The organism is Bifidobacterium choerinum (genome assembly GCF_000741135.1).
GTDB classification, from domain to species: domain Bacteria; phylum Actinomycetota; class Actinomycetes; order Actinomycetales; family Bifidobacteriaceae; genus Bifidobacterium; species Bifidobacterium choerinum.
In genome coordinates this window covers 295766-320594 of the sequence record NZ_JGYU01000002.1, presented here as the reverse complement: position 1 = coordinate 320594, position 24829 = coordinate 295766, and the positions used below count along the sequence as shown (strand labels likewise).

The following is a 24829-nucleotide window of genomic DNA, read 5'->3' as shown; positions in this document are numbered from 1 at the left end:
TGTCAGCTCACATTGTATGTGACAGGCCGTAAATCACTCCTCATTGCCGACGATAACGGCAATATTTTCCCCTATGCGCTTCAGCAGTGCCGCAACGAACGATGCGATCTAGCGTTCGGCGACGGCATGGTTCTCGATGAGATTGACGCCGCGGCGCGCCATGCAGTAGGCGTTGCCGAGCCACGTGTGCCGCGAGTTCGGCCAGACGGCGCCGAGGCGCGGCGCGCTCTGGCTCATCCAGATGCTCGGGACACGGCCGTCGGCGCTGCGCGAGCCAAGCAGGTTGAAGCCGTTCTTCTCGAGCAGCCATTCCGGATGCTGCGTCGCGATCGCGAGCCCCTCCTCGAGCGTGAGCGGGATGCGTTCGTCCGATTCGATGAGCTTGCGCGCCACATCGGGTTCGCGGTTGACGTAGCAGGTGCCGGTGTGCGGCTCGACGACGAGATAGAACGGCCCCTCGGGAGGCTCGAAGCCATCGGTCGGCAGGAAGCTCGCGATGTCGCGCGGCGGCATCGTCGTGAATCCGGCCATGCGGTTGATGCTCGTACGCGCGATCAGCGATTCCGGCGAGACGAGCTCGCGCGTCGGCACGAGCAGGATGTCCTCGCCTAGGTCGCTGTCCTCGAGTGCGGCGATGAGCGGCTGCGCGAGCGCGCGGAACGATTCGTCGCTCATATCGGCGACGTCCGGATATCCCAGCGCCACGATGCGGTCCAACTGTTGCTGCGCGGTGATCGATGCCTTTGACATGCTTCCCAGCATAGCCCGCCGCCTGTTCGCGCACGGCACGAGGCGGCGGCGCCGGCCGCGTCCACGGCCACCGCCGTGAACTGCACGGTCGCGCCATGCACCCGGAACGGTCGCAACCGGACCGCTCCGCGAACGTCTCCGACGCAAAGTGCACCCGAAACGATCGCAAACGCCTTCCTTAGCGACCATCACCGACGCAGAACGCACCCGAAACGATCGCAGACGGCCCTCTCCGCGAACATCCCCGCAGCAGACGGCACCGGCGACGGTCGCAACCGCCCCCAGATACGACGAGAGGGGCCCACGTCATCTGACGTGCGCCCCTCTCCCCAGCCGCTTGTCAGAGCTGGTCGGCGAAATGCTTGTTCGCGACGATCTCGGCGAGTTCGACGGCGTTGAGCGCCGCGCCCTTGCGCAGATTGTCGTTCGTCACGAAGAACGCGAGGCCCTTGTTGCCGTCGACGGCCTGGTCCTGACGGATGCGGCCGACGAAGCTCGGCGTCTTGCCGGCGGCGAGCTGCGCGGTCGGGATGTCGACGAGTTCGACGGCGTCCGCCTTCTCGAGCACCTCACGCGCCTGATCCGGCGTGACGTCCTGTTCGAATTCGGCGTTGACGCTCATGCCGTGCGACGTGAAGACGCCGACGCGCACGCAGGTGCACGACGCCTTGAGGTCGGGCAGATGTAGGATCTTACGGCTTTCGTTGCGCAGCTTCTGCTCCTCGTCGGTCTCCTCGGAGCCGTCGTCGACGATGTCGCCGATGAACGGGACCTCGTTGAACGCGATCGTGCGCACGACCTTCGTCGGTTCCGGGAAGTCGATGGCATCGCCGCCGAAGACGAGCTTGTCCGCACCCTGCTCGACGGCGGCCTTCGCCTCGTTCATCAGCTGCTCGACGCCGGCGCGGCCCGCACCGGAGACGGCCTGATAGGAGCTCACGATGAGGCGCTTGAGGCCGAAGGCGTCGGACAGCGGCTTGAGCACCGGCATGATCGCCATCGTCGTGCAGTTCGGGTTCGCGACGATGCCGGACGGGATCTCGTCGAGATCGTCCGGGTTGACTTCGGCGACGACGAGCGGCACGTCGTCATGCATGCGCCACTGCGACGAGTTGTCGATGACGTACGCACCGGCCTCGGCGAACTTCGGCGCCCACACCTTCGACGTGCCGCCGCCCGCGGAGAAGATCGCGATGTCGATGCCGCTCAGATCGGCGGTCGCCACATCCTCGACGACGATGTCGTGGCCACGCCAGTTGAGCACCTGTCCCGCCGAATGCGCGGACGCGAGGAAACGCAGGTCCTTGACCGGGAAGTCGCGTTCGTCGAGCACACGGCGCATGACCATGCCGACCTGTCCGGTCGCGCCGAGAACGGCCACGCTGACGCCACGTTCGTTGATTTGTACCATTTGCCGGCTCCTTAGTTCAGTTCTGCCGTTGGGTTTGCCTCTTACAACCGTCGACGCCGTCAGCGGCCGGTGCCGCCGTAGACGACGGCCTCCACCTTCTGCGCGTCCAGTCCGTACGCCGTGTGCAGCGCCTTGACGGCCTCGTTGAGCTGGTCGAGCGGAACGAGCGCGGCGATGCGGATCTCGGAGGTCGAGATCATCAGCACGTTGATGCCCTTCTCGCTGAGCGCCTTGAAGAAGCGCGCGGCGAGGCCGGAATGCGTCTTCATGCCGACGCCGACGACGGCGACCTTGCCCACGTTCGGGTTGAGGTCGAAGGAGTTATAGCCGAGGTTGTCCTGCTCCTGAATGAGCACCTCACGCACGCGCTGCGCATCCTTGCCCGGCACGGTGAATGAGATGTCGGCGGTGCCGGTCGATGCGCCGGCCTGCACGATCATGTCGACGTTCACGCCGATTTCGGCGAGGCGTTCGAACACGCGGGCCGCCATGCCTGGTTCGTCGGCGACGCCGCGGACGGTCGCCAGCGATTCGCTGCTGTCGTGTGCGACGCCGGAGATGATCGGCGTCTCCTGGCCAAGGTCGGGAAACAGATCGCCCATCGACTTGTCTTCGTGCTCATTCATGGTTCTTTTGCTCTCCGTGGGTTATGCGTGGTTGGAAGTGGTTGGATTGGTCAGATTGCGTCGCGCCGACTCAGATGTTCGGCAGCGTGTTCGGGTCGACGCCGCCGGGGACGACGAGCGTGCCCGGGCGGTGGGAGAACGAGCTGCGCACATGCAGCGGCATCTTGAAACGCTGCGCGTATTCGACGCAGCGCAGTGCGAGCACCTTCGAGCCGCATGAGGACATCTCGAGGATCTCGTCGTAGCCGATCGACGGGATGCGGCGCGCGGTCGGCACGATGCGCGGGTCGGCGGTGAAGATGCCGTCGACGTCGGTGTAGATCTCGCAGATGTCGGCGTCGAGCGCCACGGCGAGCGCCACGGCCGACGTGTCGGAGCCGCCGCGGCCGAGCGTCGTCGCGTCGCCGCGTTCGTTGCGTCCCTGGAAGCCGGCGACGATCGCGACGCTGCCGAGGTCGAGCGCGCGGCGCACGCGGTCCGGCTTGACGGCGCGGATGTGCGCGGCGCCGAACTGGGCGTCGGTCATGAATCCGGCCTGCGAGCCGGTGAACGAATAGGCGTGGGAGCCGGCCGCATGGATCGCCATCGCGAGCAGGCTCATCGAGATGCGCTCGCCGGCGGTCATCAGCATGTCCATTTCGCGGGCCGGCGGATCGGAGTCGATGCTCAGCGCCTGGTCGATGAGATCATCGGTCGTGTCGCCCATGGCGGAGACGACAACGGCCACATCGTTGCCGGCCTTCTTCGTTTCGATGATGCGTCGCGCCACACGTTTGATCGAGTCGGCGTCGGCGACGGACGAACCACCGTATTTCTGCACGATAAGAGCCACAACTATCCAATCTTCTCTGTCGTTTGTCTGTGTGTACGCTAATGGGACCCGCGACTGTGCTCAGTGTACGCAGGAAGCTCGATTATTATATGGGCGCGCCCGCGCCGCGCCGAGGCGCCTTCCCAGAATACGAAACGCCCGGGTTGGCGCCTGCGGCGCGACGCAGGCGCGTCGGCGTCGGCCGAGGTCATCCGAGGGATGCGCTCAGACCTCGCGTCGCCCTTCGAGCGCGCGCGACAATGTGATCTCGTCGGCGTATTCGAGGTCGCCGCCAACGGGCAGTCCGCTCGCCAGCCGCGTCACCTTCACATCGAGCGGCGTGAGCAGGCGGCTCAGGTACGTCGTCGTCGCCTCGCCCTCGATGTTCGGGTTGAGTGCGACGATGATCTCCTTGACCTCGTCGGTCTGCAGCCTGTTGAGCAGCTGCGCGATGTTGAGGTCGTTCGGGCCGACGTTGGCCATCGGGTTGATCGCACCGCCGAGCACATGGTAGAGGCCGCGGTATTCGCGCGTGCGCTCGATGCTCATGACGTCCTTCGGCTCCTCGACGACGCAGATCGTGCTGCGGTCGCGCCTCGGATCGGCGCAGATCGCGCACGGGCTCGTCTCGCAGACGTTGCCGCACACGTCGCAGAAGCGCACCTTCTGCTTGACCTCGGTGATCGATTCGACGAGCCGCTGCGCCTCCTCGTCCGGTGCGCCGAGCACGTAGAACGCGATGCGCTGCGCGCCCTTCGGCCCGATGCCGGGCAGGCTCGCGAACGCGTCGATGAGGCGCTGGATAGCGCCGTCGTATGCCAATGCCATGCTGTCCTTCCCCGGCGGTCCGTTCAGTGCGCCTGCTGGTTGCGCGGGTTCTTCGGATCGTCCGCCGCGAATTCTTCAACAGACTTCACATCGAATAATTCCTTGACCTCATCGATGCTCATCGTCTGCGACGAGGCCAACGATTCGTCGTTGATCGAGTATTCGTCCTCCTCCGGATCGACCTGCGGCTGCGCGGGCTGCTGCTGCATGGGCTGCATGCCTGGCGCCGTTTCGGCGGCCGCCTGCGGCGCATCGTTGAGATGGCTCCACGGGTCGGCCGGCGCGGCCGGCTGATTGCGACGGTCCTGGGCGGCCTGCTGCTCGATCGACGAGACGCGGTTGAAGTCGATGTGCGCCGGTTCGTCGTCGCGGTAGGCCCACGGGTCGATGCCGGCTTCGGTCATCGACGCGGCCGCTCCGTTCGGCGACGGCATCGTCAGCGGCGGATGCGCGACGGCGCCCTGCGCCGGCGGCGTCTGCGACGCGTTCGGCATCATCGGCTGCGCGGCGGCGGCTCGGTTCGCCGGCGTCTGAGTCGATGGCGCGGTCTGCGACTGCGACGTCCGCGATGCGGCCGACATGTCCGAAGGCGCCGAGAACGGCTCGGTCGCCGGCTTGGGATTCGCCCACGGATCGTAGTCGGCGGCGTGAGGCTGCGCGGAGCCGCCTCGGTGGACGGCGTCGTCGGCGGCCTGCGCGTCGTCGCCGGAGGACGGAGCCGCCGCGGGCTGCTCGCCCGAGGCGCGGCCGAGCTGCGTCCTGAGCGTCGCCTGCAGGTTCTCCTTCGCCAGCTGCGCCTTGATGCGCTGCTGCTGGTCGGGCGGCAGATGCTTGAACGGCGGCGCCGTCTGCCCGTCCTCCATCGTCGGCGTCGGCGCGAGCCGCACGTCGGGGCCGAAGACGCGGTGCACCTCGGCGCGCAGGATGTCGGTGACCTCGGTGCTGCCGTCGACGCTTTCCTTGCTCACTGCGAGCGCGAACGCGTATTTGTCCATCGGCGTGCCGAACTTGATCATCAGCTTGCGGCCGCCGGTGCGCCGGTCGGGGGCGAACTTGATGCGCGGCACCTTCGTGCGGTCCACGTAGGCGCGCACATCGTCCGGCAGCGACGCCACCAGAGCGTCCCACAGTTCGTCCGGAGTGCCGTTCAGCGGCGCCGGCTGCGGCTGCGCGCCGGCTTCGGCGAGCCGCTGCGCCTGGGAGGCCGCGTGCATCGCCGCCGCCGCGGCGTCCATCGCATGCTGTTCTTTCGATTGATGCGCCTGCTCGCGCGACTGCGGCGCGCCCTGCACGGCAGGCTGCGCGGGTTGCGCCGCCTGCACCGCCTGCACGGACGGCTGGGCGCCCGTCGGCGCATTCTGCGGCGCGACGGTCGCGTTCATCTGCGACGCCGGCTGCATATGGGATGCGGACGGCTGCCCGTGACCCGCGGCGGCGTTCGCGTCGGAGCCGATGAATCCGCCGACGGCCGCCGGCTTCGTCGGATCTGGCTGCGCGGAGGCACCGGGTTCACGGTCGCCGAGCGCCGCGTATCCGGTCTCCCGGCCGGCGAGCAGACGCGCGGCGAGCAGTTCGAGGCGCATGCGCGGCGACGTCGCCCCCGCCATATGCGTCAGCGCCTCGTCGGTTTCCTCGGCCATCGCCGTCAACGTCGCCAGGCCGAGCGCCTTCGCCTGCCGATGCAGGTCGTCGAGGTCCTCGACGGCCGCGTCGTCGCTAAGCACGCGTTCGGCATGGTCGCCGCCGAGCGTGAGCACGAGCAGGTCGCGGATGCGCGCGAGCAGGTCCTCGACGAAGCGGCGCGCGTCGTAGCCGCCGACGATGACCTTCTGGATGACGTCGTACAGCTTCGCGCCGTCGTGGTCGATGACGGCGTCGATCGCGGCGCCGATAAGCACGTCGGGCGTGAAGCCGAGCAATGCGACGGCGGAATCATAGGTGATGTCGCCGTCGACGGCGCCGACCATCAGCTGGTCGAGCACGGACAATGTATCGCGCACCGAGCCGCCGCCGGCGCGCATCGCGAGCCGCAGCACGCCGGGTTCGGTCTCGATGTGCTCCTGCTCACAGATCTGCTCGAGGTACGGCCCCATCGTCTCCGGCGGCACCAGGCGGAACGGATAGTGGTGGGTGCGCGAGCGGATCGTGCCGATGACCTTCTCCGGTTCGGTCGTCGCGAAGATGAACATGACATGCTCCGGCGGCTCCTCGACGATCTTGAGCAGCGCGTTGAAGCCCTGCGGCGTCACCATGTGCGCCTCGTCGAGGATGAAGATCTTGTAGCGATCGCGCGCGGGTGCGAAACCGGCGCGTTCGCGCAGTTCGCGCGCATCGTCGACGCCGTTGTGGCTCGCGGCGTCGATCTCCACGACGTCGATCGATCCGGGGCCGCCGGTCGCGAGGTCGCGACAGCTGTCGCATTCGCCGCAGGGATGCGAGGTCGGTCCCTTGACGCAGTTCACGCAGCGGGCGAGGATGCGCGCCGAGCTCGTCTTGCCGCATCCGCGCGGCCCCGAGAACAGGTACGCGTGCGTGAGCTTGTGCTCGTCGAGCGCGCGCATGATCGGCACCGTCACCTGGTCCTGCCCGATGACGCCTTCGAACGTGTCCGGCCGATACCGGCGATAAAGCGCTAATGCCATGTTGCTTCCCGTTTCTCCATCGCGATTGCCTCGCTGTTCACTGCTTCTAAGGTACAGCCTGCTCACCCGAGACGGCGGCCGCATCCGGCGCGCGACGCATGCCCGCGCCCGTGCGCCGCGTGTTGCGGCTGCGCCGGGCACGACCGCCGTCCGTTCATCATAGGGACGTCAGCCACCGCACGGGCGTGGCCCCGCCCTCGCGCTCGCCGTCACATAGTCGACGAAGGGCACGTCGGTCGGTACATGCACGCTGACGCTGATGTCGTCGCCGTCGACGTCGCAGCGTTCCAGATTTCCGGCGTTCGCATCGCTCAGCCATGCCGCCACCGCGCACGGCGTGCCGTCGCCCCGCCACAGCGCCGACGCGGCGCCGAGCGCGGCCACGTCCGCCGCCGTGCGCGCCTGCGACTGCCGCAGCACGATGTTGCCGGTGGCGGCCAATGCGCCGACGAGCACGGCCGCGGCGACGACGAGCGCGACGCCGACGACCGTCGCCGACCCCTCGTCCTCGCCGTCTGCGCCATGCGGACGCACGCCGCGCCGACGCAATCGCGCGGCGATGCCGGCGACGCGCATCCGGACACAGCGCCACACCCTCTTCATCGTTCCCGTCATCGACATCCTCCTTCATCGACCATCGCGCCGAGCGCGACCTTCCGCCCAGTCGCGCCGGATCGCCGCTCCGATTCATTCATTTAGGCTCATCACCGATTCATTCCTGTTTCACGACGACGGCGCGGCCGTGCACCGTCGTCGGCAGCACGCCGAGCGGATCGGCGAGCACATGGCAGGTCGTCGTGACGGTGATGTGGCCGCCACTCTCGGCGACCGTCACCTGCACGCCGGCAGGCGCGGCCACGCCGTCGCCGCTGACGAGCGCGGCGCGCGCGACGTCGGCCGCCGCGTCCTGGCACGAGATCTGCATGACGCTCGCGCGTGCGAGATACAGCAGCAGCGCGGCCGCGACGACGACGACGGGGAGTACGACGGCGAACTCCGCGGTCGCCGCCCCGTCGTCGTCGCGCGTCCATGCGCGCAGTCGTCCCCACAGCCGTCGCATGCCGCACCGCTCAGACGCTCAGCGCCTTCTTGACGATGTTCGTCAGCAGCGTCTTGATCGCGTCCGACTTGAGCAGCGCGACGAGCACGGCGGCGAAGCCGGTGGCGGCGACGAGCACGACCGCGTATTCGGCGGTCGCGGCGCCCTCCTCCGGCTGTGCCGTCAACGTGCGCATCCTCGAATCGAGCATGACGGCGGCGCGCGTCATGCGCCTGCCCAGATCATGCAACGGCCGGCCGGCGTCCATCGTGTCGATGCCGACGCCGTCGTCGAGAGAGATCATGTTCTGCATTGCCAACTCCTTTGTTGTATGTTTTTATATGTGTTTGTATGTGTTTGCCATTCTGCGTTGTCATATCGATTGCGTTGTCGATTGACATAGGCGGCGTCGGCCGCCATGTCACGTCGACCGATGCGCCGACCGGATGCCCCATGCGCCGGATTGTGCCGACGGATGACCGCCACACCGCCACGCGTTTCAGATGAAACACCGCGTTTCATGTGAAACATCATGAAACACGTCGGCCGCATATCGTCGCTCATCGCGCAAAGGAGATGATCGTCGGGATGACGGCGATGCACAGGAACGCCGGCAGGAAGCACAGCCCCATCGGCAGCAGCAGCCGCACCGAGAGCCGCGAGGAGGCCCGCTCGATCTCCATGCGCTCCGTCGTCTCGAGCTGCTCCATCGTCGCGCCGATCTGCGCACCAGCGGCGACGCCGTCGTTCCACGGTTCGCGCAACGTCGCGCACACCGTCGCGGCGATGCCGGCGAGCCGCGGATCATCGGCGGCGCAGTTCCATGCGTCGTCCCAGGACGCGCCGGCCGCCAGCTCGTCGCATACGGCGGCGAACGCTTCGGCGCACGGGCCAGCGCAGCACACGCCGACCGCGCGCAGCGCACGCGGAATCGATACGCCGCTCGCCAGAGCGGCGTCCAACAGCTGCAGCACGAGCGGCGCACTCGGCACCCAATCCTCGCGCATACGGCCGGGCAATGCGCGCAGACGGCCGCCGACGTCCGCTTCGGCGAGCGCCGCGGCCACCGCGCATCCGGCGCAGACGGCCGCACACCAGACCCATCCGATCGCGTCATCCATTCCCTGCTCCCGTCAGTCATCGCCCACCCCGTCCGTCGCATGAGCCTGCATGAGCCGATGCATCCACACGGCGCCGAAGGCGTAGCAGACGACGCCGAGCCCCAGACAGCACAGCCCCTGCCAGGAGCCGAAGAGCACGCCGATCGGGTCGGCGCCGAGCACCTCGCCGAGGGCGACGGTGACGACCGGCAGCCCGAGCAGCATCTTCACCGTCGATTGCGGCACGGCGAAGGCGTTGCGCCGCAGCTCCTCGCGCATATGGATGCGTGCATGCGCCGCACGCACCGCCTCGACGCAGCGCGCCGTCGGACAGCCCAGCCGCAGGCCGAGCCTGCAGGCGGCGCGCAGGCCACAGGAGGCGTGCCGGATCTCCGTGTCCGTCTCCCCCGGCAGCGCGCGCGCATGCAATGCCTCGGCGAGCAGATCGACGTCGATGTCGCCGTTGCAGTCGATCACCGCGCCGGCGGCCGTCACACCCTGCCCGGAGCGCGGCGGATTCGTCGAACCGTCTGCACCACGCGCCGGCGCTCCGAAGCAACGGTCGAAGGCCGTATGCACGTCCCGTCCCGCACGCAGCTGCGCGGCGAGCGCGGCGAGTTCGGCACCGACACCGACGCGATGGCCGGCGTCGTGCACCATGCGCATATGCCCGACAGGCCACGGCTTGCCGCGCGCGCCGCGATCGGCCGCCGCGCCGCGACGACGATCATGCGACGCAAGGGCGCCGAGGCGCGTCTCAGCATCCTCGTGAAGCCACACGGCGAGGAACACGCCCAGCGCCGCCAGTATCGGCCACGTCATCGCACCACCTCCTGAGGAAATCGGGCCAGGCCGGGCCGGTCACCGTCGCGCCGGAACCGTCCTTCGCGACGACGCGGCGACCGTGCAGCCTGCCGTCGCGGCAGTCGAGCATGCCGATCTGCGCGATATGACGGCGGCCGCCGAGCCGTTCAAGATGGATGAGCACGTCGAAGGCGCCGTCGGCGAGCCGTTCGAGCGCGTCCGGCGCCACGCCGGCGAGCATGCCGAGCGAGACGAGACGCGACGGCACACGGTCCACGCCGTCGGCATGGATTGTGCTCAGCGACCCGCGATGCCCGGAATTGAGCGCCCGGAGCAGATCGACGACCTCCTCGCCGCGCACTTCGCCTACGACGATCCGGTCGGGCCGCATGCGCAACGTCGCCTTGACGAGTTCGGGCAATCCGACCTGCCCGGCGCCTTCGACGTTCGCGTCGCGCGCGACGAGCGAGACGACGTGCGGATGCGGCACGGCGGCGAGTTCGCGCACCTCCTCCACCGTCACGATCCGCTCGTTCGGCGCGCAGCTTGCGAGCAGCGCCTTGAGCAACGTCGTCTTGCCGGTGCCGGTCGCGCCCGAGATGAGGATGTTCGCCCTGGCACGCACGAGCATGCGCAGCATCGGCGTCCATTGGGCCGGGAACATGCCGACCGCGGCGAGCGATTCCAGATCGGCGCGCGCACGGTCGGGGAAACGGATGGAGATCGATGCGCCGTGCGGCACGATCGGCGCGATGACGGCGTGCACACGCGTGCCGTCGTCGGCGGACGCATCAGCGATCGGCTGCGTCTCGTCGAGCCGTACGCCCAGCTGCGCGCACAATCGCACGGCCAGCTCGCGCAGCACCGCCGGATCGTCGAGCGGAATCGTCGTATGCGCGAGCTGCATGCCGTGGCCGCCGTCGAACCAGACGGTGCCGTCGCAGGTGACGACGATGTCGGTGACGCGCGCGTCGCCGCCGAGCGCGGCGAGCGGCCCCAGTTCGAGCGTCGTGCACGAAGCGGTGTTCATGGCGACCTCCTACCGCAGCGTCCCGCGGAGTTCGCAGGCGTGCTCCACCTGCCGCACGAGCCTGTCGATGACGAGCGCGTTGCGTTTCGGCACCGCGCGTACGCCGAGCCCTTCGAGGATGTCCCCGCACAGTTTGGCGTCGTTGTGAATCGTGCCGATGACGTCCCGGTCGAGATAGGAGCGCGCCTCGGCGACGTCGACGACGCCGCGCAGCCGCGCCGGCCCGTGCGGTTCCACGACGACGACGGCGACGACGTCGCCCGGATGCTCCGCGACCGGCCGTGACGGCTGCCCCGGCCCCGGCGGCATCGTGCGGCGGTCGACGCTCTCCTGGCTTTGCCGCTCCAGCCAGTCGAGATGGGCGCGCCCGCGCGCCAGACCAAGCACCGACAGCTCGACGACGACGACATGCGACGCCTCGATAAGCGTCGGCGATTCGGCGATCGTCTCGCCGGGGCCGGCGTCCACGACGACGACCTCGTCGCATGCGGCGAGCGCGTGGACGGCGGCGTCGACCTCCCACGGCTTCGGCGCCTCGCCGTTCCACGGGTTGTAGGCGAGCACCCTCACCTTGTCCCATTTCGGCAGCTGCCGGTACAGCGCGGTGCCGCTCAGCTGTCCGAGCGGCGCATGCACGTCGTGCCACCGCGAGCCGTGTTCGTGTTCGATGCCGAGCAAGACGTCGAGTCCACCGCCGCACATGCGCACGTCGGCGTCGACGAGCGCCGCCGGCGCATGGTGGTCGGCGAGCGCACGCGCGAGCAGCGCGGCGATCGTCGACGTGCCGACGCCGCCGCTCGCCGACGACACGGTGATGACGTTGCCGCCGGACAGTTCGACCGGCTCGCGGCGCGCGTCGGTGCGGCGCATCGTCTCCTGCGGACGCGGCCGGTACGGCCGCGCGCCGGCGTCTCCCCGCGGCGGCGTGTAGTACCGCTGCGGCTCGTTCGTGCTGCGGGACATGCCGAACGCGGCCACCGGCCGGCCCACCGTCCCTCGTCCATCTGCATACGCAGGCATCATCGCCAATGTGTTCATGGCTCGATTGAACGACGCGCGCCGCGCCCGGCACAATCCCGACGGGGGTATGTGTACGGACGGTACCGTTATCCACATTTCTCCGACCGTGAACGGTCTGGTTCTCTCACTGTGAACACCGGCCCGGCAGTAGGGCCGGAGCCATCCGCGCACACGCTGCGCAGCAGCACAAAACGCTCACTTTTCCCGTCGTCTGCGTCGCCACGGCGTGTCGAGCAGCGGCATAGGTGCGGCACGGCCGCGGCCATCGAAAACGACGTCCCGGGCATGGGCGGCGGCATCGACCGGAACGAATTCCATAGCCCCGCCCGCCACCCAAACGGCACCGACTAGAAGCTAAAGCAATAACTTTTTGGCCTATATGCCCGCGCACCGCCGCCGGAACATGAAAAAGGGACCCACCGAAGTGGGTCCCTTACAAGTCCAACTGCGCAGAATCTCTGCACAACCTCATCGTTGCAACGGTAAGTCTTTCCAATACCCGCCCAACGTAATAATCTTGCTGATCATATACTTTTTGTGGGTCTGCTATTCAGTTGTTCTTGTACTTGAACATTATGCTCGATTCATCGGTCTTCGCAAGTCGACGCGGCCGCCGATCGGGCGATGTTCGCATTTTTTCCATTTTGTGCGCCGCACCCCCGGACGCAACATGAAAACGAGCCATATTGTCCGTTACGGACGACCGTATGTTCATTCGAACACCGCTCTCGGCGTGTCGTGACCGTGTCGCCGTCGGACGCCGATGCCCCACGTCGTGCACCGCGCACATCCGGCGACGACCCGGCCATTCACGCCGCCGCCCTCCCCATCGCCCCTCCAAGCCGCGTCCCAGGTAAAGTTTGTGCGACAAATAACGGAATTTTTCGCCGTTCCCAGTGATTTCTCGGCCATCACCCCCTAGAGTAGTGAGCATGGCACAGATTTTTGACGCACCTTCGAAGGCGATTCTGCGCAGCCAGATCGCCGAACATATCGCAGAGACGGACAAGACCGACAAACGCGAGACGCTCAGCGGCGAGCAGCCGTTGCCGCCGGACCGCTTCTTCGACCGCGAGCTCAGCTGGCTCAAGTTCAACAAGCGCGTGCTCGAGCTCGCCCAGGACGAGGACATCCCGATCATCGAGCGCGCGACCTTCGCGGCGATCTTCGCGAACAACCTCGACGAGTTCTTCATGGTCCGCGTCGCCGGCCTCAAGCGCCGCATCGACACCGGCATCGCCGTGACGAGCCCCTCCGGACTGAGCCCGCGCCAGCAGATGCGCGCGATCTCCGAGCAGGCGCACAAGCTGCAGGACGAGCACGCCCACTACGTCGTGGACCACATCCTGCCTGACCTGGCGAAGGAGAACATCAAGCTGCTGGGCTGGGACAAGCTCACGATCAGCGAGCAGGAGCGCCTGTCGCGCTACTTCCGCCAGCAGGTCTTCCCGGTGCTCACGCCGCTCGCCGTCGACCCGGCGCACCCGTTCCCGTACATCTCCGGCAACTCGCTCAATCTGGCGATCATCGTCGAGAACCCGGCCTCCGGCAAGTCGCACTTCGCGCGCGTCAAGATTCCGGACAACATCAACCGGCTCGTCCCGGTCGACGACATGACCGAGGACGATTCCGACGAGGTGCGCTACGGCTTCATCACGATGGAGAACCTGATCATCGCGCATCTCGAGACGCTGTTCCCGGGCATGATCATCAAGGAGGCGCGTTCGTTCCGCGTGACGCGCAACGAGGACATCGAAGTCGAGGAGGACGACGCCGAGAACCTGCTCAACGCGATCGAGAAGGAACTGCTGCGCCGTCGTTTCGGACCGCCGATCCGCCTCGAGATCTCCGACGAGACCTCCCCGTTCCTCTCGCAGCTGCTCGCCGACCAGATGGGCGTCACGCCGGAGGAGGTGTACCGCCTGCCCGCGCCGCTCGACGCGACGGTGCTCTTCGAGCTCGGCGGCATCGACCGTCCGGACCTGAAGTTCCGCCCCTTCGTGCCGACGACGAACCGCCAGATCGCGCAGGTCGAATCGAGCCGCGCGCAGGACATCTTCGCCGCGATCCGCGAAGGCGACATCCTGCTGCACCACCCGTACGATTCGTTCTCGACGTCGGTGCAGGCCTTCCTCGCGCAGGCCGCCGCCGATCCGAAGGTCCTCGCGATCAAGCAGACGCTGTACCGCACGTCGAGCAACTCGCCGATCATCGACGCGCTCATCGACGCCGCGCATGCCGGCAAGCAGGTGCTCGCGCTCGTCGAGCTCAAGGCGCGCTTCGACGAGGACGCGAACATCGCATGGGCGCGCAAGCTCGAACGCGCCGGCGTGCACGTCGTCTACGGCATCGTCGGATTGAAGACGCACTGCAAGCTGTCGCTCGTCGTGCGTCAGGAGGCGGACGGCCTCAAGCGCTACTGCCATGTGGGCACCGGCAACTACAACCCGAAGACGGCGCGCCAGTACACCGACCTCGGCCTGCTCACCTGCGACCCGGTCGTCGGCCAGGACATGACGCGTCTGTTCAACCAGCTGAGCGGCTACGCGCCGAAGTCAAGCTTCCACCGTCTGCTCGTCGCGCCGCGCACCGTACGCTCCGGCCTCATCCAGCGCATCCGCCGCGAGGAGGACGCCGCACGCGCAGGCAAGGAGGCGTGGATCAAGATCAAGGTGAACTCGATCGTCGACGAGAAGACGATCGACGCGCTCTACCGCGCCAGCCAGGCGGGCGTGAAGATCGACATCGTCGAACGCGGCATCTGCTCGCTCAAGCCGGGCGTGCCCGGACTGAGCGAGAACATCCGCGTGCGTTCGATCCTCGGCCGCTTCCTCGAGCACAGCCGCATCTACGCGTTCGCGAACTCCGACGGGCCGCAGATCGGCGAAGGCCCGATCTCCGGCCCGGAGGTGTGGATCGGCTCCGCCGACCTGATGCACCGCAACCTCGACCGCCGCGTCGAGGCGCTCGTGCGCATCACCGTGCCCGAGCAGATCGACGAACTCATCAAGTACATCGATCTGCAGATGGCCGATTCGACGTCAAGCTGGCACATGCAGCCCGACGGCACCTACGTGCGTCACTCGAAGGACGCCGACGGCCGTCCGCTCGTCGACAGCCAGGAATACCTGATCCGCAAGCATCAGCGTCGCCCAAGCGCGCACAACTGATCGCGGACGCAACCGCCGCGACCTTGAACGGGGCCGGCGCACGCACGCAGCGTGCGCCGGCCCCGCCGTATCCGCACGCATCCGCCACCGCGAACGCCATGTCACGCAGACCGTGAAACCGTGCGCCCCTCCTACAATGGGACGCATGAGTAGCAAATGCAAGCATGTGGTCGAAGCGGCCGGCGGCGTCCTCTGGCGCCGTCGCGGCGGCGCGCCGGAGGGCCCGATCGAGGTCTGCCTCGTGCACCGTCCGAAATACGACGACTGGAGCTGGCCGAAAGGCAAACTCGAGAACAACGAATCGCATCGGCATGCGGCAGTGCGTGAAATCGGCGAGGAGACCGGGCAGGTCGTCGCGCTCGGCCCGTACTTGGGCGAAGTCGACTATCCGCTCTCCGCGGAGGGACGCAAGTCGCGCAACAAGCGCAACGGTTCGGACAGCGGACAGCGCAAACATGTGCTGTACTGGATGGCCACCGTCATCGACCGTCCGCTCGCGCATCAGATGGCGCCCGCCTTCGGCCCCGTGCACCGCGCGGACGTCGGCGAGATCAACGATGTCGTCTGGCTGACCGTCCCCGAGGCGCGCAAGACGCTGACGCATTCGACCGACAAGGACATCCTCGCGCTGTTCGTCGACCGCCTCGAGGAGCACGCCGACGCCGCGCGCGCCGTGCTGCTCGTACGTCACGCGAAGGCCGAGGCGCGCAAGCAGTGGAAGGGCACCGACGCGGCGCGGCCGATCACGCCGCTCGGCGCGGCGGCCGCGTACGCGCTCGACCGCGAACTCGCCTGCTATGCGCCGGCGCGGCTCATGTCGTCGCCGTGGATGCGCTGCCAGCAGACGATGCAGATGCTGTCGTGGCAGACGGGCCTGCCGGTCGAGTCCATCCCCGAGCTGACCGAGGACGCGTTCGCACGCAACGAGCACGGCGCATGGAAGGCGTTCCTCGCGCAGCTCGAACGGACCGTGCACGGCGGCCAGACGACGGCGATCTGCATGCATCGGCCGGTCATCGGCGGCATGTTCGACCATCTGCGACCGATGTGCGCCAGCAAGTCGCTGACGAAGAAGCTCATCGCGAAGACCCCGTACATGCCCACCGGCAGCGCGCTCGCCATGTTCCTCGTGCCGTCCGACGACGGCCTGCGCATCATCGACATACAGAAAGTGGCCCCGATTGTCTACTAACGTGCATCGCAGCGGCTCCGGTTCGATTATCGCGAGCCGTTCCGCCTTCACGCATACCGGCTCGCCGCGTCCCGCACGGCCCGGCCAGCTCGACCAGGCGCTCGCCGAGAACATCGCCGGCGGCGTCGACCCCGAACAGCTGAGTGCGGTCAGCCACGCGACGGCATGGGCGCTGCTCAGCCATGTGCACAGAACCGACGATCCGCAGGTCGTCGAGCGCGTGCTCACGCTCGTCGACCATGAGGGCGTCGACGTCATCGCCGAACTGTGGAGCCATGCGGAGCCCGATTCGCTGCCGGGCGTGCTGTGGCGGCTGTATCTGCTGCGCACATGGATGCGCAGGCGCCGCGATGCGATCGCACGGCTGTGGCGACTTGGCGAGCCGATTGTCACGTCGGCGTCGGCGATCGCCGGCGTCGACGCCGCGCCGACCGAGGAGGACATCGCGCGCACCGCCGACTCGATCCTCGCCGGCGCGTTCCGCGGCAACTTCGCCGTCGCGCTCGACCGCGCCGCGACCTTCGTCGAAGTCGTCGTCGCCGGTCTGCGCATGCAGGCGCAGCGGCTCAACGCGCATGCGAAGGCGATGGCCGATCCGGACAGGTCCGCCGTCGGTACGACCGAGGACATCCGCGCCGCGCACACGAAGGCCGCGCAGCTGCTGCACACGGCCGCGAACCTGCATACGACCGCCGACGACCTGCGCACCGGCGCCCACCTGTGGCGCCGCAACCGCCTGGAGTAGCCGCGCCGGCCCTTTCGCGGGTGGTTCGTCGACCAGCCCGACGAACCCACCTGCGAAAGGGCCGATTTCCGTCCCGATCCGTCGAGCATCCCGATAAAAACGGACGCTCCGTCCCGACCCATCGACCAACCCGACGAACCCACCCGCAAAAGGCCGATTTCCGTCCCGATCCGTCGAGCATCCCGATAAAAACGGACGCTCCGTCCCGACCCATCGACCAACCCGACGAACCCACCCAGCAAAGGCCGATTTCCGTCCCGATCCGTCGAGCCCGCCGACAAACCCACCCGCAGGCAGCCGCGGTCGCCTCGCATAGACAAGCAGGCGGGCGCTCCCGCATAGGGAACGCCCGCCTGCACGCATTCCGGCGCACCGCACTCAGCCGTCCGCCGTGTCCGGTGCGCTCACCGGCCGGATTCGAATCCGGCCGGCCGATCAGTCGACGACGCCATAGAGGCGGTCGCCGGCGTCACCGAGGCCCGGCACGATGTAGCTACGGTCGTTGAGACCTTCATCGACGCCGCAGACGACGACGCGGAAGTCGATGCTCGGATCGATGTTGTCCTCGACGAACTTGATGCCTTCCGGCGCCGCGATGATGCAGATCGCCGTCACGTCCTTCGCGCCCTTCTCGGCGAGATAATGCGTCGCGGCGACAAGCGTGCCGCCGGTCGCGAGCATCGGGTCGATGAGGAAGCACTGACGCCCCGACAGGTCGTCGGGCAGACGGTTCGCGTAGGTGATCTGCTGCGTCGGATGCTCTTCGTCGCGCTTCATGCCGAGGAAGCCGACTTCGGCGCTCGGCAGCATGCGCGTCATGCCGTCGAGCATGCCGAGTCCCGCACGCAGCACCGGCACGATGATCGGGCGTGGCTTGGCGAGCGCCTTGCCGACCATCGGCGCGACCGGCGTCTCGATCGGCTTGTCCACGACGGCGAGGTTGCGCGTCGCCTCGTACGCCTCGAGCGAGACGAGTTCAGAGACGAGTTCACGGAACGTGGAGGAGGGGGTGTTCTTGTCGCGCAGCACAGTGAGTTTGTGCTCGACGAGCGGATGATTCAGTACATGCAATTCCATACCTCCCAGCATAGTCCCCGACCGCCTTCGCGCGGCCGCACCACGCCGCCCATCCGTACGTCTCCCCCGTATTATGCTCACAGAGTATCCATGCGGCCGCCGCACCGACGCCGCAGCCACCCGTCTCAGCAGGCGGATACGCCGCCATTCTGCCTTCCCGCGGCCGCTATACTGTAGCAACGTGTGTCCCGCGTGTGGGTGTGACGCGGCGCTCACGGAACAACTACAGCATGGAGGGAGGGGCCGAGGTATGGCACGCAGCATCCTCGTCACGGGTGGGACGATTTTCGTGAGCCGTTTCATCGCCAGATATTTCGTGGAGATGGGGGACGACGTCACCGTGCTCAACCGGGGTTCGCTCCCGCCGATCGCCGGCGTGCGCACGGTCGTCGCCGACCGGCACGAGCTGGACCATCAGTTCGACGGCGAGCGTTTCGACGCCGTCATCGATGTGACCGCCTACGACGCGCGCGACGTGCTCGACCTCGCGCATGCGCTCGAACATGCGCACGTCGGATCGACGATCATGATCAGTTCGAGCGCCGTCTATCCCGAGACGAATCTGCAGCCCTTCGCCGAAGGCGTGCGGCTCGGCCGCAACACGTTCTGGGGCGACTATGGCACCGGCAAGATCGAGGCCGAACGCGCGCTGCTGCAGTGTGTGGACGGCGCCTACATCATCCGTCCGCCGTATCTGTACGGGCCGATGAACAACCTGTACCGCGAGGCCTTCGTCTTCGACTGCGCGCGCGAGGACCGCCGCTTCTATCTGCCGCACGACGGCGATATGCGTCTGCAGTTCTTCCATGTCCGCGACCTGTGCCGTTTCCTCGAGCGAATCATCGACGAGCAGCCCGCGCAGCATGTGTTCAACGTCGGCAACCCGGACAGCGTCAGCGTGCGCGAATGGGTCGGCCTGTGCTACGCCGCCGTCGGCAAGACGCCGACCTATGCGAGCGTCGACGATGTGGAGCAGCGCAATTTCTTCCCGTTCCACGATTACGAATACAGCCTCGACGTGCACGCCCAGCAGGAGCTCATGCCCGACGTCACGCCGTTGGACGAGGGGCTGCGCGAGTCCTACGACTGGTACCGTGCCCACATCGATCAGGTGAACACGCATCCGTACACGCAGTATATCGACCTGCATCTGGCGCCGATCGCCCAGGAGCTGCAGCCGGCGCACTGACCGAGCGCGTCCCTCCGGCTCGGCGCCTCTCAGCGCGCTGATTTCCGGGACCGAACACCGTATCCGCGTTGAGGGAGGGCCTCTTTCACGGATACGCCAAGTATGTCCTGCCGAAAGCCGCGCCGTTGCGCGTCTCGTCGAACCTCATACCTAGCCGTTTCGCATAAGATGCTCCCCCTCAACGCAGATGGCGTCGGCGAGGCACGTTCGAACGGCATGGAACACCGTCGGGAACCATCCGGAAGCTCCGTCACGCCGCCGCGGCGCAATGCGACCGGACAGGGCAATGAGCCTGGCGTCAGGAAAACAGGTGAAAAGAGAATGCGCCGGACCGCGAAAGCGCCATGTCGGCGCAAAGGCCGCTCGCAGCGGCAAAAAATGGAGCCCGGGGCTATGCACGGCCCGACGCGGGTTCCATTGTACATGGTTTCGCCGGTTTCGCCTCCGGCGCGTCGCCGAGTCCTCCGCAGACGCAAGCCGATCGCCGATCTCCGGCCTCATCCAAGCCGAAAACGGCGGTTCATGGCCGATTCCGACCATGAACCGCGGCACATCAGACATACGCATCAGGCGCCGCACCGTGATTCGGCCGTGATGTACTGCTGCGGCAGCCCATCTACCGCCACCCCACCCAAAGTCGGCACCGGCACGCCTTGCACCACAATCCTTCTGACCACATGAGGCTGATCAACCTCAATCACCGCTGTATTATCATGGTTTTCGCATAGATATATTCCGGGCATGATACTTCATTCCTCCCCTCGGCTAAAGCCGGAGGATTCCGTTCCTCACGGGACGGGTTTCCTGCTTCCCTGACAGCCTCACGGAAGCCAGCTGCTCGGCTGTCTTCCGCGTCCTGCTGTCTCCACAGGCTCTGACCGCCAGCCCGGCGGCGAGAATATTGCGTGCGGCGTTCACGTCACGGTCATGGCGCATCCCGCACTCGGGGCACGTCCACCGTCTGACGTCGAGCGTCCTCGGCCCGGTCTTCGCTCCGCAAGCAGAGCAAAGCTGCGTGGACGGGTAGAACCGGTCGATGACGACCACATCCCGCCCATACCATCGGGCCTTGTACTCGAGCATGCCTCGCAGTTCGCGCCAACCTTGGTCGAGAATCGACCGATTGAGGCCGCGCTTGCGGGCCTGCCCGTTGCACAGATAGCGGCCGGTGTCAGGGGCTTCCACGGCCCTGACGCGACGGGAGATTCCCCGCACGCTCAGGTCTTCCAGAACGATCGTTTGGTTTTCGCGGATGATTCTGGTCGAGAGCTTGTGGAGGAAGTCGCGCCGCCGGTCTCTTGTCTGCGCGTTGATGCGGGCCACACGGAGTGCCGCCTTGCGACGGTTCCGGCTGCCCGGCTGTTTGCGGGAAAGGGCCTTCTGCGCCCGTTTGAGGCGCTTCTGGTTCCTTTCGGCGAAATGCTGGTTTGGAATCTTGGTGCCATCCGAGAGGATGGCGAAGTCCTTGACGCCGAGGTCTATCCCCACCGTCTTGTCGCATGCGGGCAGGCATGGGATGGTTTCTCGCATGAGGATGGACACGAACCATCGGCCCGCAGGGTCGAGGGTCACGGTCACCGAGCTGGGGCGGGCCTTGCGTGGCAGGGTGCGGCTCCACACGACATGGAGCGGCTCGCTCATCTTCGCCAGTCTCAGGCTCTTCCCGTCCCACCGGAAGGCGGTGCCCATGAACGATGCGCTTCCGCCGTTCTTCTTGGAATGGAACTTGGGGTACCCGGCCCTCTTGTTGTAGAAGTTGACGAACCCTGCCTCGAGGTGGCGCAACGACTGCTGAAGGGCGACCGAGGACACTTCTTTGAGGAACGCCAGCTCCGGGTCTTTCTTCCAACCGGTGAGCAGCTTGCTCGTGTCGAGATAGGAGACCCGCCGATGCTCTTGCGTCCACGCTTTCGTGCGATATGCGATAGTCGAGCGCCTTGTTGCGCACGAGCCGCGAGCAGCCGATGGTGCGCTGGAGCAGCCCCTCCTACTCCGGTGTCGGATAGAAGCGGAACCTGTACGCCCGCTCCTGCTCGCTGATGCTCATATTTAGAATTATACCACAATCATTTCTAAAGCTCATCCTGTGCGCCTTATATCCCCATGCCTGAAGGCAGGGGTTTTACGGCGCAATCTGATAAATCATCAATGGTGTGTGCGCGGCGTGCGCCGCGCACACACCCCCAACCACCGCGACGCGGCTTACAGCCGCAGCGCGCTCGCCGGGGTCTCGCCCGGCACGAAGGCTTCGAAGATGAAGCGGTCGAAGTACGGCAGGCATGCGTTGAGCTCCTGCTCACTGCGCACCGTCCATGCGACCGCCTGCGCGCCCATGCGCCGCGCGAACGCGAGCGCCTTGCTGTTGCCGTTGCGGTGGTCGTAGGCGATGAAGTCGGGACGGCTCATCCAGTTGAACGCGAGCTTGCCGGCCGCCCACACGACCGGGTCGGCGCCGCCGAACGGCGCATCCTCGGCGAGCTGTCCGCGTGACGTGTTCGGATGGTTCTCCTTGTACCAGTGCATCGCCGCCGGGTTGAACGACTCCACCGCATAGACGCCCTTGTATGCGTCGAGCAGATCGGCGGCCTTCTGCATCAGCGTGTCGTCGCGGCTGCCCCAGTCGCGCACGTTCTCGAATTTGAATTCGACGATGATCGGCACGCGTCCGTCGACGACGCGCAGCACGTCGGCGAGCAGCGGCACATGCTGGTAGTAGCCCTTCGGCGCCTCGTCCGGCGTCCTGACGATCGCCGGATCCTCGGCGGTCGCACCCGGCAGCAGCGGCGACGTCTCGGCGCGCGGCGCGGCCGTCGGGAACAGCGCGATCCTCATCAGCTCGTCGTAGGTGAGGTCGGCTATGCGGCGCGGGTCGCCGGCGACGCGCAGCAGATCGGGGTCGTGCGCGACGACGACTTTGTTGTCGAGCGTGAGCTGCACGTCGAGTTCGATGCCGTAGCCGGCCTCGGCGGCCGCCGCGAAGGCCGCGAGCGAGTTCTCCGGCGCGATCGGGCCGACCTCGTTCGGCGTGCCGTAGCCGGCCTGCATCGCCATGCGCCGCGCGAGCGCCACGTATTCGCCGCTCTCCCCCGCGTACTGCTGACTCAGCCCCGAACCGGCGTCGTGCAGACCGCGGTGCGCGTACATGACCTCCGGCAGCGACGACACATAGTTCTTCCTGCGGTTGCCGAAGCTGCGCGGCGCCGTCGTCCACACTGCGGCGCCAGCGGTGAGCGCCGCGCCGATGACGATGTTCCTCAACGTCTTTGCCATGATTGCTCCTTGTTCGTTCCTTGTTCCGAGCCTAGTGCACGCCGCGGCGGCGCCATGCGCGCTGTCAGCGAACGGCCGCCGCGCGCATCGTCCTACTTGTGTTTCCTGTGCCGCCGTTCGTGTCCCTTGAGATAGATGTCGATGACGATCCAACACGACAATACGAATGCGACGACGTATCCGAGGAAGCCGACGAGCGGGATGCCGAAGATGATCGGCTTCATGCCGGCGTAGTAGACGATCGACGATCCGATGAACAGGCCGACGACGATGAGCGCCATCGTGAGCCTGTTGACCATGTCCGACAGCTGCTGCAGCGGCTCCTCGGAGCCGACGAGCTCGAAGTTCGTCCGCAGTTCGCCGCGCGTGAGCATGTGGAGCGCGACGTTCGCTTCGCTCATCGATTTGAGTGCGCCGTGCAGCGCCGCGTGGCCTTCGAGCGCGAGCTTGCCCGCCTCGTCCTTGAGCGCCTGCGTCTTCGTCTTCGAATGCTCGATGTGCTCGGAGATGATCTCGATCATGTTGACGTCGGGGATGAACTTGTCGAGCAGCCCTTCGAGCGTCACAAGCGCGCGGCCGACCGTCGTAATCGAGCTGTGGATCTCGATGCCGTGGCGGCGCGCCATCTGCGTGAGCGACGTGAGGAACTGCGCGAGGTCGAGGTCCTGCAGGTTGACGGTGCCGAATTCCTCGATGATGCCGTCAAGGTCGGCGAGCAGCGACGGATAGTCGGCATGGCCGGCCTCGGTGCCGGCGAAGCGCAGCAGCGCGTCGGCGAGCTGCGCCGAATCCTGTTTGGCGACGGCGAAGAGCATCTGCTTGAGCGCGGCGCGCGTCGACGCGTTGAGCCGTCCGGTCATACCGAGGTCGAGCAGCACGATCTTGCCGTCGCGGATCTCGATGTTGCCCGGATGCGGGTCGGCGTGGAAGAAGCCGGCGTCGAGGATCTGGCACGCGTAGTTGTCGACGAGCTTCGTGCCGATCTCCTTGAGCGAGTAGCCGTCGGCGATCAGTTCGCGCGTGTGCGCAATCGGGATGCCCTCGATGTATTCCATGACGAGCACGTGCTCGGTGCACAGGTCGACGTACGGCGTCGGGCAGTCCATGTACGCGAAGTCGTCGCAGAAGCGTTTGAAGGCGCTCAGGTTGCGCGCCTCGTTGAGGAAGTTCGTCTCCTCGTCGAAGGTGTCCCACAGTTCCTCGACGACGCCCCGGAAGTCGACGACCTGCGCGTTGTGCATGATCTTCGTCGCGCCGCGCGCGAGCGAACGCATGATCGAGACATCCTCGGCCATCGTCACGCGCACGCCGGGACGCTGCACCTTGACGGCGACATCCTCGCCGGTGAGCAACGTGGCGCGGTGCACCTGCGCGAGCGACGCCGAGCCGAGCGGCGTCGGGTCGATCGTACGGAACACCTCGTTCAGCGGGCGGTGGTATTCGGATTCAAGCGTTTCGAGCACGATCGAATACGGCATCGGGTCGGCGTCGGCGCGCAGCTTCGACAGTTCGTCGCAGAACGACTGCGGCAGGATCTCGGAGCGCATCGACAGGATCTGGCCGACTTTGACGAAGGTCGGGCCGAGCGCCTCGAACATCAGCCGCATCTTGACCGGCGTCAGTCCCTTGAGCGCGTCGAACTGCATCGCGATCTTGCCGATCTGGTGCAGCCGCTTGAGCTTGCTGCGGCGCGTCAGATGGTACTGGTCGGCGAAGGAGCGGCGGTGCGCGCCGAACAGCCCGATCGTCTCGGGGTCCTTCGACGCCGTCGGCAGCCCGTCGCGCAGTTCGATGATGTGCGCGGCCTCCTGCGTCTCCTCGGCGTCGAGGAGCCGTTCCTGCCGCGGATGCTTCGCGGCAGGGCCGTCGTCGTGCGCCTCCTGGTCCTGCAGCTTCGCGTCGAGGTCGACGATCTTCGACGTGTCGACGCGCGCCTCGTGGCGTCGTTCGCGTGCGGCGCGCGCCTGCTCGTGCTCCTCGTGGCGCGCCTCATGGGCCTCGTCGCGCAGGTCGCGGCGCTCCTGCTTCGCGAAGCGGCGCAGTTCGTCCGGCGTCACGCCGCCGTCGGATATGGGCGCGGGGCCGGTCTGGTCTGAATGCTGGTTCATAGGCATACCGAAGCGTC

21 protein-coding genes are annotated in these 24829 nt (G+C 66.9%); 4 read left to right on the top strand and 17 right to left on the bottom strand.

Going from position 1 to position 24829, the window contains the following annotated elements; genetic code table 11:
- Positions 1-108: 108 nt before the first annotated feature.
- From BCHO_RS02345 to BCHO_RS02285, 13 genes are all read right to left on the bottom strand, one after another.
- Positions 109-750, bottom strand: a complete 642-nt coding sequence (locus BCHO_RS02345) for a DUF5701 family protein (protein WP_024541656.1) — start codon at positions 748-750, stop codon at positions 109-111.
- 340 nt (positions 751-1090) lie between these two features.
- Positions 1091-2161, bottom strand: coding sequence for an aspartate-semialdehyde dehydrogenase (locus BCHO_RS02340; RefSeq protein ID WP_024541657.1), 1071 nt, complete (start codon positions 2159-2161; stop codon positions 1091-1093).
- A gap of 59 nt (positions 2162-2220) precedes the next feature.
- Positions 2221-2787, bottom strand: a complete 567-nt coding sequence (locus tag BCHO_RS02335) for an ACT domain-containing protein (protein WP_024541658.1) — start codon at positions 2785-2787, stop codon at positions 2221-2223.
- A 70-nt stretch (positions 2788-2857) separates the two neighbouring features.
- Complete coding sequence (locus tag BCHO_RS02330) at positions 2858-3619, bottom strand: aspartate kinase (protein WP_081708009.1); 762 nt, start codon at positions 3617-3619, stop codon at positions 2858-2860.
- Positions 3620-3823: 204 nt separating this feature from the next.
- Entirely contained in the window at positions 3824-4426 is a 603-nt protein-coding gene (gene recR / locus BCHO_RS02325) for a recombination mediator RecR (RefSeq protein ID WP_024541660.1), read from the bottom strand.
- A gap of 23 nt (positions 4427-4449) precedes the next feature.
- Complete coding sequence (gene dnaX / locus BCHO_RS02320; protein ID WP_024541661.1) at positions 4450-7068, bottom strand: DNA polymerase III subunit gamma/tau; 2619 nt, start codon at positions 7066-7068, stop codon at positions 4450-4452.
- Positions 7069-7236: 168 nt separating this feature from the next.
- The gene (locus tag BCHO_RS02315; protein WP_157775065.1) at positions 7237-7683 is read right to left on the bottom strand and encodes an Rv3654c family TadE-like protein; all 447 of its coding nucleotides are present in this window, start codon (positions 7681-7683) and stop codon (positions 7237-7239) included.
- Between the two features lie 97 nt (positions 7684-7780).
- Entirely contained in the window at positions 7781-8128 is a 348-nt protein-coding gene (locus BCHO_RS02310; protein ID WP_024541663.1) for a TadE/TadG family type IV pilus assembly protein, read from the bottom strand.
- Positions 8129-8138: 10 nt separating this feature from the next.
- Positions 8139-8375, bottom strand: a complete 237-nt coding sequence (locus BCHO_RS02305; RefSeq protein WP_232513905.1) for a DUF4244 domain-containing protein — start codon at positions 8373-8375, stop codon at positions 8139-8141.
- A gap of 292 nt (positions 8376-8667) precedes the next feature.
- Positions 8668-9228: a type II secretion system F family protein gene (locus BCHO_RS02300; RefSeq protein ID WP_024541665.1), complete on the bottom strand. Its 561-nt coding sequence runs from the start codon at positions 9226-9228 to the stop codon at positions 8668-8670.
- Positions 9229-9240: 12 nt separating this feature from the next.
- Complete coding sequence (locus BCHO_RS08700) at positions 9241-10029, bottom strand: type II secretion system F family protein (RefSeq protein ID WP_051911594.1); 789 nt, start codon at positions 10027-10029, stop codon at positions 9241-9243.
- Positions 9965-11041: a TadA family conjugal transfer-associated ATPase gene (locus BCHO_RS02290; protein WP_024541667.1), complete on the bottom strand. Its 1077-nt coding sequence runs from the start codon at positions 11039-11041 to the stop codon at positions 9965-9967. Before BCHO_RS02290 ends, BCHO_RS08700 begins: the two co-directional genes overlap by 65 nt.
- Before the next feature lie 9 nt (positions 11042-11050).
- Positions 11051-12004, bottom strand: coding sequence for a P-loop NTPase (locus BCHO_RS02285; protein WP_232513874.1), 954 nt, complete (start codon positions 12002-12004; stop codon positions 11051-11053).
- A 989-nt stretch (positions 12005-12993) separates the two neighbouring features.
- On the opposite strand from BCHO_RS02285, the gene BCHO_RS02280 reads away from it, so the two are divergent.
- From BCHO_RS02280 to BCHO_RS02270, 3 genes are all read left to right on the top strand, one after another.
- A complete protein-coding gene (locus tag BCHO_RS02280) occupies positions 12994-15231 on the top strand; it encodes an RNA degradosome polyphosphate kinase (RefSeq protein ID WP_024541669.1) in 2238 nt (745 codons plus the stop codon).
- Between the two features lie 136 nt (positions 15232-15367).
- A complete protein-coding gene (locus BCHO_RS02275; protein ID WP_420306330.1) occupies positions 15368-16423 on the top strand; it encodes an NUDIX hydrolase in 1056 nt (351 codons plus the stop codon).
- Positions 16413-17168 carry a hypothetical protein gene (locus BCHO_RS02270; RefSeq protein ID WP_024541671.1) on the top strand — a complete coding sequence of 252 codons (756 nt, stop codon included), beginning with the start codon at positions 16413-16415 and terminating at the stop codon, positions 17166-17168. Before BCHO_RS02275 ends, BCHO_RS02270 begins: the two co-directional genes overlap by 11 nt.
- A 435-nt stretch (positions 17169-17603) precedes the next feature.
- Here BCHO_RS02270 and upp read toward each other — a convergent pair whose 3' ends face one another.
- Entirely contained in the window at positions 17604-18245 is a 642-nt protein-coding gene (gene upp, locus BCHO_RS02265; RefSeq protein WP_024541415.1) for a uracil phosphoribosyltransferase, read from the bottom strand.
- A gap of 250 nt (positions 18246-18495) precedes the next feature.
- Here upp and BCHO_RS02260 point away from each other — a divergent pair, with 250 nt between their 5' ends.
- Entirely contained in the window at positions 18496-19434 is a 939-nt protein-coding gene (locus tag BCHO_RS02260; RefSeq protein WP_024541416.1) for an NAD-dependent epimerase/dehydratase family protein, read from the top strand.
- 765 nt (positions 19435-20199) lie between these two features.
- On the opposite strand, the gene BCHO_RS02255 is transcribed toward BCHO_RS02260, so the two are convergent.
- The 3 genes from BCHO_RS02255 to BCHO_RS02245 all read right to left on the bottom strand — a co-directional run bounded on the left by BCHO_RS02255 (position 20200) and on the right by BCHO_RS02245 (position 24812).
- Positions 20200-21360, bottom strand: a complete 1161-nt coding sequence (locus BCHO_RS02255) for an RNA-guided endonuclease InsQ/TnpB family protein (RefSeq protein ID WP_237743024.1) — start codon at positions 21358-21360, stop codon at positions 20200-20202.
- A gap of 276 nt (positions 21361-21636) precedes the next feature.
- Entirely contained in the window at positions 21637-22704 is a 1068-nt protein-coding gene (locus BCHO_RS02250; RefSeq protein WP_024541417.1) for a glycerophosphodiester phosphodiesterase family protein, read from the bottom strand.
- 92 nt (positions 22705-22796) lie between these two features.
- Positions 22797-24812 (bottom strand): ABC1 kinase family protein, encoded by a 2016-nt coding sequence (locus BCHO_RS02245; protein WP_081930112.1) that lies wholly within the window; start codon positions 24810-24812, stop codon positions 22797-22799.
- Between the last annotated feature and the right edge of the window lie 17 nt (positions 24813-24829).

Bases quoted from the DNA above. Each gene is read 5' to 3' on its own strand.
- dnaX (WP_024541661.1), bottom strand. From the start codon at position 7,068: ATGGCATTAGCGCTTTATCGCCGGTATCGGCCGGACACGTTCGAAGGC.
- BCHO_RS02250 (WP_024541417.1), bottom strand. From the start codon at position 22,704: ATGGCAAAGACGTTGAGGAACATCGTCATCGGCGCGGCGCTCACCGCT.
- BCHO_RS08700 (WP_051911594.1), bottom strand. From the start codon at position 10,029: ATGACGTGGCCGATACTGGCGGCGCTGGGCGTGTTCCTCGCCGTGTGG.
- BCHO_RS02280 (WP_024541669.1), top strand. From the start codon at position 12,994: ATGGCACAGATTTTTGACGCACCTTCGAAGGCGATTCTGCGCAGCCAG.
- BCHO_RS02310 (WP_024541663.1), bottom strand. From the start codon at position 8,128: ATGCGACGGCTGTGGGGACGACTGCGCGCATGGACGCGCGACGACGAC.
- BCHO_RS02275 (WP_420306330.1), top strand. From the start codon at position 15,368: ATGGGACGCATGAGTAGCAAATGCAAGCATGTGGTCGAAGCGGCCGGC.
- BCHO_RS02260 (WP_024541416.1), top strand. From the start codon at position 18,496: ATGGCACGCAGCATCCTCGTCACGGGTGGGACGATTTTCGTGAGCCGT.
- BCHO_RS02335 (WP_024541658.1), bottom strand. From the start codon at position 2,787: ATGAATGAGCACGAAGACAAGTCGATGGGCGATCTGTTTCCCGACCTT.
- BCHO_RS02285 (WP_232513874.1), bottom strand. From the start codon at position 12,004: ATGTCCCGCAGCACGAACGAGCCGCAGCGGTACTACACGCCGCCGCGG.
- BCHO_RS02290 (WP_024541667.1), bottom strand. From the start codon at position 11,041: ATGAACACCGCTTCGTGCACGACGCTCGAACTGGGGCCGCTCGCCGCG.
- recR (WP_024541660.1), bottom strand. From the start codon at position 4,426: ATGGCATTGGCATACGACGGCGCTATCCAGCGCCTCATCGACGCGTTC.
- BCHO_RS02305 (WP_232513905.1), bottom strand. From the start codon at position 8,375: ATGGACGCCGGCCGGCCGTTGCATGATCTGGGCAGGCGCATGACGCGC.
- BCHO_RS02245 (WP_081930112.1), bottom strand. From the start codon at position 24,812: ATGAACCAGCATTCAGACCAGACCGGCCCCGCGCCCATATCCGACGGC.
- BCHO_RS02300 (WP_024541665.1), bottom strand. From the start codon at position 9,228: ATGGATGACGCGATCGGATGGGTCTGGTGTGCGGCCGTCTGCGCCGGA.
- upp (WP_024541415.1), bottom strand. From the start codon at position 18,245: ATGGAATTGCATGTACTGAATCATCCGCTCGTCGAGCACAAACTCACT.
- BCHO_RS02345 (WP_024541656.1), bottom strand. From the start codon at position 750: ATGTCAAAGGCATCGATCACCGCGCAGCAACAGTTGGACCGCATCGTG.
- BCHO_RS02340 (WP_024541657.1), bottom strand. From the start codon at position 2,161: ATGGTACAAATCAACGAACGTGGCGTCAGCGTGGCCGTTCTCGGCGCG.
- BCHO_RS02315 (WP_157775065.1), bottom strand. From the start codon at position 7,683: ATGACGGGAACGATGAAGAGGGTGTGGCGCTGTGTCCGGATGCGCGTC.